Annotated in this window: 6 protein-coding genes; all 6 read left to right on the top strand. The window is 48.5% G+C overall.

Features of this window, described 5'->3' with window-relative positions; all coding sequences use genetic code 11:
* Positions 1–237: 237 nt before the first annotated feature.
* The 6 genes from BLT02_RS11480 (at position 238) to BLT02_RS11515 (ending at position 12,826) form a co-directional block, all read left to right on the top strand.
* A complete protein-coding gene (locus BLT02_RS11480) occupies positions 238–5,052 on the top strand; it encodes a leucine-rich repeat domain-containing protein (protein WP_242869790.1) in 4,815 nt (1,604 codons plus the stop codon).
* A 367-nt stretch (positions 5,053–5,419) separates the two neighbouring features.
* Positions 5,420–6,061, top strand: a complete 642-nt coding sequence (locus BLT02_RS11490; protein WP_092995439.1) for an alpha/beta hydrolase — start codon at positions 5,420–5,422, stop codon at positions 6,059–6,061.
* A 186-nt stretch (positions 6,062–6,247) separates the two neighbouring features.
* Complete coding sequence (locus BLT02_RS11495) at positions 6,248–8,569, top strand: leucine-rich repeat protein (RefSeq protein ID WP_092995442.1); 2,322 nt, start codon at positions 6,248–6,250, stop codon at positions 8,567–8,569.
* Positions 8,570–9,128: 559 nt separating this feature from the next.
* A complete protein-coding gene (locus BLT02_RS11505; RefSeq protein ID WP_092995448.1) occupies positions 9,129–10,154 on the top strand; it encodes a bile acid:sodium symporter family protein in 1,026 nt (341 codons plus the stop codon).
* A 418-nt stretch (positions 10,155–10,572) separates the two neighbouring features.
* Positions 10,573–11,244, top strand: coding sequence for a response regulator transcription factor (locus BLT02_RS11510; protein ID WP_092995451.1), 672 nt, complete (start codon positions 10,573–10,575; stop codon positions 11,242–11,244).
* Positions 11,245–11,305: 61 nt separating this feature from the next.
* The gene (locus BLT02_RS11515) at positions 11,306–12,826 is read left to right on the top strand and encodes a sensor histidine kinase (RefSeq protein WP_175453807.1); all 1,521 of its coding nucleotides are present in this window, start codon (positions 11,306–11,308) and stop codon (positions 12,824–12,826) included.
* Positions 12,827–12,829: the final 3 nt, after the last annotated feature.

Consider the following 12,829-nt stretch of genomic DNA (forward strand, 5'->3'; position numbering starts at 1 on the left):
TACGCCTTTAGCGGCTGCACCGGGCTGCAATCAGTGCAGTTTAATTATAATGATGAAATCGTGATTACAGCCGGCAACATAAGACAGCCGTACAGCCTTACGATTGGAAGCTGCGCTTTCTCCAACTGCAGCAGCTTGTCCCATGTCGAACTGACGGAAAATGTGACGGAAATCCAAGACTATGCATTTTCCGACTGTTCATCCCTGACCTCTTTGACCCTGCCGGAAAGCATAACTGTGATAGGTTCATATTTCATCGAAGGAACCGGGATTAAGTCGATCACAATCCCGAAGAACGTCACAAGCTGCGCCTATTGCCTGACAGGATCCGTGGTGGAGGATGTGGTGTTCGAGGGAGGGATGACAAAGATCCCTAACAAAGCATGCATGCAGTATAATGATTCATTTATTAACTATGCAGCAAAAGTGCAGATCCCAGAGAGCGTAACGACTTTTGGCAGCTCCGCATTTGCGGGCTGCATCTATCTTACCGACATCTATTATGGCGCTGGAGAGGAAGACTGGAACCGGATCTCCGGGATTGATCAGATTTCGGATACCGTCACGATTCACTACAACTCTGCGGGCCTGACAGGGCTCAGCATCAGCCCTCCCGATATCAAAGTTCAAGTCGGCAAAAAAATTACAGTTCAGGCATGTGGTAAGAACGGGCAGGATATCGCATCATCAGGTACTGCAAGGTGGACGATAGAAAATTGTGAAACCGGAAAGGCGAAAATATCAAGACTCTCGGGGGTCAACGGAAGGTCTTTTTGTGAAATAACCGGAGTAGAATCAGGAATCTGCAGTGTGACGGTCACCATGTCCGGAGGAAGGTCTGCGACAGCGGATATTACAGTTATTGATGAAGATAAGAATGTCGTCTCAGTTGGGGGGACACAGACCCATCTCAGCGGCAGCCAGAATTACACGCTTGAGGACTCTGAAAATGGTGAGCTTGATGTTACAGACCCGATCACTTCGACGGTGGAAATAAAAAGAATTTCAACCTATACAGCGAATAAGACAATCACCATAAAGAAAAACGGTATTCTGCACGTCAAGGGAATCCTCAATGCACAAAAGATCAACATCAAAGCCGGTGGGCAATTACATATAGATGGCGGAAGAGTCAATGCCACTGATGTAACTGCGGAAGGCGGCACCTGGTTTTCAGCAGACCCCGGAGGTAAAATCCGCGTGGAAAATGGCGCTTTGAAAGCCGAAAATATAAAGGTGAAAGGAGCTGGAAACTGTGAGATCGCAATGAATGATGATCAGATCATTGCGACAAACAGTTTTGTTTACAAGGGAGACAGTTATAACATTCTTCAAGGATACCTTTATATCGGAAAGTCTCTGGAAGTAAGTGAGAATTTCAGAGGGATCAGTCTGAAAACGGTTTTTTACGGGGATACAACGAAAGGTAAATTTAAATTTGACAAGGAAAGCAATATCGGAACTGTATATGCAGAAGATTCGGATGCGTTTGATATGGTTGGAGCAGGTGATCAAAACTATGTCACTGCACTGCAGCACATGGGGGTAGTGCAGTCCGAAACAGAAAAATGGAGATTGAAACGTGAAAGCGTGCCGGAGAAGCTCAGCTCGGCATGGGCTGAAACCCTGGGGGCTTATTATAAGAATCTGATTCGAAATTCTCAGACAGCGGCACTGCTGTCTTACTATCCGGGATTTACCAGTGAGGACTGTGAATTTGTAACCCGGCTTGCTCTTATCTGGGTGGGGAGCGTACAGCCGCAGATCAACAGAGGGTTGCTGGAAATCACAGAGCAGAAATATGATATGTATTTTGAACTCCATGGGAAGAAATACAGGATACGATATAATCCGACTACCTATGGGAATTATGCAGTTTTTGGACAAGTTATACTGAGTGATAAGGACGGTGATAATCCACAGATATTTGGCACAAAAGCGGGAGGAAGCACAGTCAATTTTCAGGCGCAGGCAGCCACGTATCTTGCAGAAACTTATGTGAAGGAATATTACAAGTTCGTGACAGGAGCTGTTCCTTCGAGAACCTACAATGAAGATACAATAAAGGGAATTATAAAAAAACACGCGGATAAATATGCGAAAACATATTTTGAGAAGATGATCAACAAGTATCTTTTCGGTACTATGTATGAGACAAAAACAAAAGAGATAAAAAGAATCGAGAATTCCTTCAAGCTTCAGAAAGTCCTTTGGGACGGGGATCTGAGTGGAATCTGGGGGGTTGTTTCAAACTCTATTAAAGAGAAGATGAAAGGAGCTGTAAAGAAAGGGGTATCCGGGTCTGTGATGCATGAAGAGGAGGAGTCTGAAGAGCTGCAGCCTGAGGAGCCGCAGTCTGGCATTGAGTCCGTTACGGAAACGCCTAAGTTTACAGAAGTCTCTGATACGGTCACGGATGAATTCCTGAAGGAGGCGCTGATCGAACTGCTGGGAAGCGACAGCAATGGAGAACCGGATTTTTCAAAAGAACATGAGGTGACGTTCCTTGACCTCAGCGGACGGTTTATACAGAGACTGGATGGACTCCAGCATCTGAAGAGCCTGCAGACACTGATTCTGGACGATAACGAGATATCTGATCTTTCTCCTCTTTCTTCTTTGACAAGACTCAAGTATCTGGATGTCAGTGGTCAGAATGTCGAGGATATTTTGGCACTTTCCGGACTAAGTGGTCTGGAGTACCTTGATATCAGCGACAATCCAGTATCTTCGCTTGCTGCCGTCAGCGGATTTGCGGCACTTAAGGAACTGGATATTACGGACACGGGAGTTACATCCCTGTCACCGCTCTCTTCGCTGGAGAGGCTGAAGAGCCTGCGTGCGGCGAATGCCCAGTTAAACGACAGTGACCTCAGCGCACTGAGCGGGATGAGCAGACTGGAAGAATTGGATCTGACTTCCTGCGGCATTCAGACACTGGAAGGTCTGAATGTTGAAAACCTGACAAGTCTCTACGTAAGAGATAATCAGCTGACAGACATGTCACAGCTTTCGACAGCTTCAAAGCTTGTCACATTGGATATTTCAGGGAACATGCTGGAAACAGTCCCCTCCCTGAAAGAGTGTACAGGCTTGAAAACACTCAGCCTGTCCGGAAATATGCTGGTAAATATGGATGGACTGGCAGAGGCGGAAGCACTGACGGAACTGAATCTTTCCGCCTGTGAGCTTATGGATTCTGATCTTGCGATTCTTTCACAATTTCAGGCGCTCGAAACGCTGGATCTTTCTTTTAACAACATGTCGGACATCGCTGTGCTGTTTGAGAATACAGGCCTCAAAACAGTTGATATTTCGTACACAGATGTAGATGTAGCGGATTACAGCGATCTGCCGACGAAAATAACATTTACAGATTCCAGGATCGTAGATTCGGGCACCTGCAGGGATGGTCTGCGCTGGATCATCAATGAGAGCGGAAGGCTCACAATCCTCGGAAAAGGGCAGATGCGCTCTTACGGGAACGATGACGTTCCCTGGCCGGAGGCAGAGACTGTACGTATCGGTGAGGGAATTACATCGATTGGCAGTTATGCTTTTATGGGAAGCGGCGCGCTGAGCCGCGTGATCCTGCCGTCTTCCCTCACTTCTATTGGAGAAGCAGCTTTCAGGGGCTGTTCAGAGTTGACCGATATCGTGATTCCATCCGGTGTCAGCAGTCTCGGCAGCAGGGCTTTGTACAATGGAGAGATGACGATCGTCTTCCTTGGATCAGAGGAAACATGGAACAGTATTTCTGCAGGAAAAGGTCTGCAGTACGGCGAAGTCCTGTTCAGTATGTACAACCTTCCTGAGGATTTCACGCTTTCAAAGACATCCTACACGTACACAGGGAAAAAATGCACACCGGAAGTCACGGTAACCCGGAATGGGGAAACGCTGACAGAAGGAAATGATTACACAGTTGCCTATGATAATAACCTGAATGCCGGGACGGCTGCAGTGACTGTTACGGGCACAGGCCTTTATGTCGGCTTGGTAACAAAGACATTCACAATAAGCAAAGCTGCCCAGTCGATAACGGCTTCTGATATGTCCCTGACGTATCTGAAGAGCGGAACAATATCCGCATCCGGAAATAAAGGAAAGCTGACTTATAAGTCCGATAACACAGCTGTTGCCGCTGTAGATTCTGCCGGCAAGGTGACAGCAAAGGGCGCGGGCACTGCAAAGATTACGATTACGGCGGCAGCGACAAGTAATTATAAATCGGCAACAAAGAAGATTACTGTGAAAATTGCAAAAGCCACCCAGTCCATCACAGCCAAAATTGGAGCCTCATCTGTTGCAGTCGGCAAGACAACGACTGTCTCTGTCACGGGAGTTAAGGGTTCCAAATCTTATAAGTCCTCTGACACCACCATCGCCACAGTAACATCTGCCGGTAAAGTCACTGCGAAGAAGGTCGGCACAGTCAAGATTACAGCAACATCTGCCGCGACAGCAAATTACAATGCTGCATCCAAGATCGTCACTGTGAAGGTGGTTCCTGCAGCAACCGCATGGATTTCGACAACCAATCAGGCCAAGGGCATCAAGCTTACCTGGAAGAAGGTCACAGGCGCGACAGGATTCCTTGTCTATCGCGGCAGCACAAAGATTGCCACGATCAAGAGCGGATCCACGGTCACATATACGGACAGCAAGGCCAACACCAACGGTACGAAGTATATTTACAAGATCATACCGACCGCCTTGACCGGGAATGGCCCGGCAAAGTACGTGACCACCTACTGCGTGGCAAGACCCGCGATCAGCTCGGTGACCAATAGTGCGTCGAAGAGGATGACCGTCAAGTGGGGTAAGAACGCGAAAGCGTCCGGCTACCAGATCCACTATTGCACGGACAAAACATTTAAGTCCGGTAACAAATCTGTGAACATTAAGGGCGCAGGTACTGTGGCAAAGGCTATCGCGAGCCTCACGAAGGGCAAGACCTACTATGTGCGAATCCGGACATACAAGACAGTCGGAAGCACCAAGTGCTTCTCGGGTTGGAGTGCTGTTAAGAGTGTAAAGATTAGTAAGTGAAGAACGTAGGATGTCACGGATCAAGGAGGCGGTCTGTGACATGATAATAAAAACCTCCGGTTGCCATAACAGCAGCCGGAGGCTTTTGCATTAAGGGCTGCAGTTTTTGCACGGATCGTATCCAGCGGAGATTGCAGCCGATCTGGAATTAAACCCGACTTTGTTAGACTCATTCATTTTGCCGACGGAAGAGCAGCTGGACTTATGAATTTTCTTTGTATTCTTATTTCCAATATAGGCAGCAGTGACATTGGTCCCTGATTCGTCTGCGTGACCGGGAGCCAGAGAAAACAGACTAAGCGATTGCTTGCTCAGAGTGAAGCCTTCAGTCGGAATTTTAAGAAAATCATAAGGAGAAATGAACAGAATGAACGTAAACTTTAAAACCAAAAGTCCATTGGTGTTGTACATCCACGGTAAAGGCGGGAACGCCGCGGAGTGCGACCATTACAGACCCTTGTTTCCCGGACACGAAGTGATCGGGTTGGATTATCAGACCTTTACTCCCTGGGAGGCGGGGGAGGAGATTCACGAAGAAGTGGAAAGAATAAAAATAGAATATGAAGGCATCACTCTTATCGCCAACAGTATCGGCGCGTTTTTTTGCATGAATGCAGAAATCGACAGGCTGATCAGCAAGGCATATTTTATTTCCCCTGTCGTCGATATGGAACGGCTGATCTGTGAAGTTATGGGATTTGTCAATGTCACGGAGGAGCAATTGAAAGCGGAGGGCGTAATCCCAACTGTCTCCGGCGAGGATCTGTCATGGGACTATTTGTGTTATGTGCGGGAGCATCCAATCAAATGGAGTGCTCCGACTGAAATCTTGTATGGGGAAAACGATAATCTTACCTCATCGGAAACAATCGCATCCTTTGCAAGAGAGCACAATGCAAAACTTACGGTGATGGAAGGCGGCGAACATTGGTTTCACACAGAGGATCAGATGCGGTTTCTGGACGAATGGATCAGAAAATGTGAGGCTTCTGCCTTACTTTTACCATGACTGAGATCATCCTGTAAGCCAGGCAGAACCATATGGGTCACGTATATTTGTTTGACAGTGAACAATCCGCAATTTTATAATGGTGTAAAGAAAAAGCGATTTAATGTTGTGAGAATGAAACTGAATCATAGAGCTTTCAGACGATCCCTACCAAAGGAGCCACCATAATAACTGAGGGTCACGAAAATGAGTTTACGTACAAATTTCGCAAAAAGAATAACGGCGATGCTGCTGTCCGGCATGTTGGTTATTGGACTAGCTTCAGGGAGTGTTTTTGCTTTAGAAATTGATGTTGATCCCAGCCAGAGCTCCGAGATTGTGGAAGAGGAACTGGCTGTAGAAGAGACATCTAATACTTCCGAAGCATTGTTAGACTTTGGTCAGACCTCCGAGATCTCTGAAGAGGAACTGGCAGAAGAAGAGACGGCTGAAGCTTCCGAAGCCCTGGCAGATTCTGGCCAGACCTCCGAGATCTCGGAAGAGGCGCTGGCAGAAGAAGAGGCGGCTGAAGCTTTCGAAGTACCGGAAAATACAGACCAGACCTTCGAGATCGCGGAAGAGGAACTGGCTGAAGAAACGGCAGATGAAGCTGATCAGGAGATTAGCGAGGTATCATCTGACGCATCTACAGCAAGCGGTGAAATAGAATCCGACAAGGAAACTCTTGCTCCCTTTGACGAAGCTCCGGTCATTGACGAAGCTACAGCCGGCGACGAAGCTCCGGTCATTGACGAAGCTACAGCCGACGACGAAGCTCCGGTCATTGACGAAGCTACATCCGACGACGAAATTCCGGTCATCGACGAAGCTACAGCCGGCGACGAAGCTCCGGTCATTGACGAAGCTACATCCGACGACGAAATTCCGGTCATCGACGAAGCTACAGCCGGCGACGAAGCTCCGGTCATCGACGAAGCTAAGAACGGTGGAACAGAACCTAACGAGGGGCCTTTTGTCCCCTTCGAGGAGGCTGTAGGCGGCAACAAAGCTACGGGCGGTGACGAGGATACGGGCAGTGAGCCGGATCCCAACGAGGGACCTCTCACGCCTTTTGACGAAGTTGCCAGCGGGACGTGTGGAAATAATCTGACCTGGACGCTGGATGATGAAGGTACCCTTATCATTTCCGGGACAGGTCAAATGACCGGCAATTCGTGGTGTGATGGGCATTCTGCTCAAATCAGAAAAGTTACTGTCGAAAATGGCGTGACGAACATAGTAGATAGAGCATTTGACCGATGTAGCAATCTTACTGAAGTAACGATTCCTGAAAGCGTGACGAGAATTGGAAGGCTTGCCTTTTGTGACTGCACCAGTTTGGCAGCGATTTCTCTTCCGTCAAGTATTGCCAATATCGGGAGTTCTGCATTTGACAATTGCAATAGTTTAGCAGACGTTTATTATGCTGGCTCAAAAAGAGACTGGAACAGAATATCGATGAGCGGGGCTAATGAATATCTCAGAAATGCAGTTCTTCATTGTGCGCATATTATCAATTTAAATGAGGCAGCACTGTCTAAGATTCAGTCTGTGACCTATAACGGCAGGGCGCATAAACCTGAACCTGCAGTGAAATTAGATGATATAGCGCTTACGGTAGGCGTCGATTATAAGGTCTCCTATGCCAACAATACACATGTTGGGACTGCGACAGTGACAGTCAGAGGAATCAACAACTTTAGTGGAACTAAAAAGACAACCTTTACAATTAATAAGGCTGAGCAGCCTGTTACAGTGAAGATATCTGCTTCCAGTATATCAGTCGGTGATACAGCAGCCATACAGGTCAGAGGAGCAAAGGGTGAAGTGACTTACAAGACCTCCTCAAAGAGCATTGCGACTGTCAACAGCAATGGAACGGTCAAGGGAGTCAAGGTCGGTAAAGCCCGGATTACAGTTAATTTTGCGGAGACTTCTGATTTCAATCCCTGCTCAAAAACTGTCGACATCAAAATTGTCCCTGCCGCCACAGCTGGTTTCACGGCAGCCAATCAACCTACAGGCATCAGGCTTACCTGGAAGGAGGTCGCCGGAGCGAACGCCTATTTCATCTATCGCGACGGCACGCAGATCGCGGCTGTCAGAGACGGGTCCGTCGTCACCTACACGGACAAAAAAGCAAATACTAACGGGACAAAATATGTTTACAAGATCATCGCCAGCGCCTCTGTTACCGGCAGAAGCACGCACTCAAAGAGCGTTACGGCCTACCGGGTGGACAGGCCGGCGATCAGTTCTCTGACCAACAGCGAAGCAAATAAGATGACGGTCAAATGGGGCAAAAACGCCAAAGCGACCGGCTATCAGGTCCAGTATTGTCCGGACAAGACCTTTAAGACCGGGAACAAGTCAGTGACCGTTTCGGGCGCTTCCACAGTGTCCAGAGCGATTACCGGCCTCGTGAAAGGCAAGACTTATTACGTCAGGATCCGCACATTCAAGACAGTGGGCAGCACCAAATACTTCTCCGGCTGGAGCCCGGTGAATAGCGTGAAGATCACTAAGTGACCTTGCCGGAAAGTATACGATGTTTCTGCAGGGCTTAAGAGAGAGATTCCCTGACATTGCTGCGGGAATAGTTGTATGTGTTCAAGTCCATGTGAGCATAAATTATACAGAATAGACCTCCGGTGCCGTGATTCATTCACGGTCCCGGAGGTTTTTTTGGAGTTCAGTCTGAAAAACCGCAGCGATGCTCTGGTAATTTGTTATATGAATATTTGTGCAAAAGAATGAAGCATAGTTATTTTCAGACCGGCACGAAATTCGAGACCCTTTTCACGAAAATCCCGAGTTTACGGCGAAAATCCCATCGCACAGCGCTGACAAATCTTCGCATTGTTGGAATGGTTTTTTCGCAATATAATAAATTCAGGAAGTCTTGTTTTTCCATGAAAATATATGTTTACGGGTACTTGCCCATAGCTGTAAATATGAATACAGCGATTATATACACAGGGTGTATGCATATTGAGAATATACTTGCAGAGAATGCATACATAGAGAATATACATATAGGGAATACACATGCAGAAAGCAGAAAATATAGATCAGGAGCAGACTGCGTATGAACATCTTAAAAAACACATCGAAATTTGTTACCAGGTATATGGCGGCGATCGTTATTGCAGTGACGGTCTTTGCTTATCTGGTGGACAATAGCTTTACCAGCTGGGTGGCCAACCCGGGCTTTCTAAATGGCTTTATCAACACCAGCCATCTCTTGATGCTGATCATGTTTGGCATGGGGCTGACCCTGAAGCTCTCTGATTTCAAGGTGGTGTTTTCACAGCCCGGGGATATTCTGACGGGTGAAGCAGCCCAGTATTTGATCATGCCCCTGGCGGGGCTTGTTTTATGCAGACTGTTCAACCTGCCGGCGGAACTGGCGGTCGGTGTCATTCTTGTGGGATGCTGTCCGGGAGGAACCTCCTCCAATGTCATGACTTTCATGGCCGGTGGTGACGTTGCGCTGTCCGTGGGTATGACGGCGGTTTCTACCATTCTGGCGCCGTTTCTGACGCCGCTTCTCTGCACAGCCTGCGTGAAGCTGTATACCGGTATGGGCGCCGAACAGGCGGTTCAGGTGGATGCCATGGGCATGTTTGTGCAGATCATTCAGATCGTCATTCTGCCTATCGCGCTCGGCCTGATCCTGAACAGGTTTTTCAGCAATATCACGCAGAAAATTGAGGAGATCCTGCCCTTGATCTCCTGCATCGGTATCTGCCTGATCGTGGGTTATGTGATCGATGCCAACAGTGCAAAGCTTTTTGCGAACGGCTTTGTGATCATCTTCGTCGTTGTTCTTCACAATATAATCGGTTATCTCCTGGGATTCCTGATCGGGACTGTTTTTAAAATGCCTCCGGCTAAGCGTAATGCCATTTCCATTGAGGTCGGGATGCAGAATTCCGGCATGGCCTCCACGCTTGCGGCCTCCTGCTTTCCGTCCCTTGCTCTGGCAACGGTTCCGGGCGCGATTTTCAGCGCCTGGCATAATATCTCCGGAGCGATCGCTGCCAATCTAATGAGGCAGGCTGCAACAAACGCACCAAAAGAGGAGAAAACTGAGCACACCACTGCGAAGTGACAGGATTGATAATCCGGGTAAATACTAAGGACAAATATTCCCGGGGAAATGCGGGTAAATATTCCTGGCATAATACCGGGGAACTATTTTAGTTGAAACATCGGGTTTGGAGAATATCCCGGGAAATGATAAGCCTCTAATCTCATTCTCATGAAAGAAGGATAGGATATTTATGGGAACCTGTCGGACGGCTGATCAGATGCATGCCTGCAATTCATCTGTATCTGTAAAGGTATCAGTAAAGGCGGCGCAAAACCGCTTTTAAACCGGTTTAGAAGAAAGATGAATCATGCAGTGTGACCGCTGTATACCGGCAGGAAAGGCTGTCAAAAACCTTTTAATGACTTTAAAAGAAGGTATATATAGAAAATGATTTGTAATTCTGTAATAAAGCAGATCAGAACGAGGAGGGAACAGGATGAGGATTTTGCTGGCGGAAGATGAAATGGATCTGAATGATATCCTGACAATGAAGCTTTCGGACGCGGGTTACAGCGTCGACAGCTGTCTGGACGGGGAAGAGGCCCTCTTATACCTGTCCTCGGCAGCCTATGATGTAGTGATCCTTGATATCATGATGCCGAAAAGGGACGGCATTTCGGTCCTGGAGACGATGAGGAAAAAGGGCATGAACACACCTGTCCTGTTTCTGACTGCGCGGGACGCAATAGAGGATCGTGTCCGGGGACTCGACGCGGGAGCGAACGACTATCTGGTCAAGCCATTTTCCCTGGATGAGCTCATGGCGAGGGTGCGAGTCCTCACCCGGGCCTTCCATGGCAGCAGCGGAAATGTCCTCACTGCGGATGACCTGACGATGGACATCGCTTCCCACGAGGTGAAACGGGGCGGTAAACAGATCCCGCTGTCTGCCAAGGAATACCAGCTGCTGGAATATCTTCTTCACAATAAGGGGATCGTCCTGAGCCGGGAAAAGATTGAAAACCATATCTGGAATTTTGATTATGAAGGCGGCACTAATGTTGTAGATGTCTACATCAGCTATCTTCGAAAAAAAATTGACGGAAAAGGGCAGAAAAAGCTCATCCACACCGTGCGGGGAGCAGGCTATGTGCTCCGCGAAGGCTGAATGTCAGGGAGCGCACATCGGCTGTGCTTTGCGCGAAATATGAACAGAAGAGGGTATGAGTTTGAAAGTAAAAATCAGAAATTCCATCACATTCCGGATCACGGGCTGGCTCTTTCTCGTGATGACAGTCCTCATGATCCTGACCTTTGCTGTTTTCCGGCTGGTCAGCGGTTCTATCCTGCAGAAAACCATACGAGGCTACCTGCTTAGTTCCGTGAATGAAAATACTAATAAAATCGCCTTCTATCAGGACAGGGAGCAGGCGGATGACAACGACCTGAACGATGTCTATATCCGCTACAAGGACGGGTGGCTGGAGATCGACGATGACTTTCTTGATGAGATCAACGATGTGCAGAGCGCCCTGTACACGTCGGACGGAACGATGCTTTACGGCAAGAATCCAATCGCCAGACTCATGGAGAAGGAAGCGTTTACCGCTTCCCGGGTCTACCGCTATATGGCGGGAGGCGGGGACCGCTATTTTGTCTATGACAGAAAACTGAATGGTACAGCAATGGAAGATCTGTGGATCCGCGGCGTGGTTCCTCTGTGGTCGGAGGAGCGGCAGATCGAGGATATTTTCCGGACATCGATTTTCTTTGTGCCGGTGCTGCTGCTGGCAGGCATTGCCGGGACATATGTGACGGTCAGACAGTCCCTGATGCCGGTCAAAAGAATTGAACAGACGGCGTCTGAAATATCCAGGGGGACTGATCTTGCCAGGAGGATCGAGATCGGAGAGGTCGACGCGGAACTCTGTGACCTTGCGGAGGCCTTTAACGGCATGCTGGACCGTCTGGAGCGCTCCTTTGAAGCGGAACAGAGGTTTACTTCCGACGCTTCCCATGAGCTGCGGACACCCATGACTGTCATCCTCACCCAGACTGAACTCGCCCTGGAAAAAGAAAGACAGCCGGAAGAATACCGGCGCTCGCTTTCCGTGATCCTGCGTCAGGGCCGACGGATGCATGCCCTTATCGCTTCCATGCTGGACTACACCAGAATAGAGATGCGGCCTGAAAACTATCCGCTCACAGATATAGATCTATCAGAGCTTGCGGATTCCACCGCCCGCGACATGGCGCTCATCCGCACCCAGAACATTACCGTGACTGCTCAAATACAGCCCGGCGTGCGGATCCGCGGAAACCAGCTCCTGCTGGAACGCGCCCTGCAGAATCTGATCGACAATGCCTATAAATACGGAAAAGAAGAGGGACATATCCTTGTCCGGCTTGAGAGCAAGGGATGTGACAAGGGAAGTGACAAGGACAGTGACAAGGAAAGGAACTGGGGAAGTGACAGGAAAAATGACAAGGACAAAAACCAAGGGGTGATCCTGTCTGTCACCGATGACGGGATCGGAATTCCCGCAGAAGACCAGTCCCGCATTTTTGAACGCTTTTACCGGGCGGACAGCTCCCGCAGCTCCCGGAATGTTTTCGGCGCAGGTCTGGGTCTCTCCATGGTCAGAAAGATCATGGAGATCCACGGAGGAACTGTCAGTGTAGAGAGCCTTCCCCTGCAGGGCAGTACCTTCTGTCTGGTCTTTCCTGCTGAAAGCTGCCTTCATAAATAAATT

The sequence above is a fragment of the Sarcina sp. DSM 11001 genome (genome assembly GCF_900101015.1).
Lineage (GTDB): Bacteria > Bacillota > Clostridia > Lachnospirales > Lachnospiraceae > CAG-791.

Bases quoted from the DNA above. Each gene is read 5' to 3' on its own strand.
- BLT02_RS11490 (WP_092995439.1), top strand. From the start codon at position 5,420: ATGAACGTAAACTTTAAAACCAAAAGTCCATTGGTGTTGTACATCCAC.
- BLT02_RS11495 (WP_092995442.1), top strand. From the start codon at position 6,248: ATGAGTTTACGTACAAATTTCGCAAAAAGAATAACGGCGATGCTGCTG.
- BLT02_RS11505 (WP_092995448.1), top strand. From the start codon at position 9,129: ATGAACATCTTAAAAAACACATCGAAATTTGTTACCAGGTATATGGCG.
- BLT02_RS11510 (WP_092995451.1), top strand. From the start codon at position 10,573: ATGAGGATTTTGCTGGCGGAAGATGAAATGGATCTGAATGATATCCTG.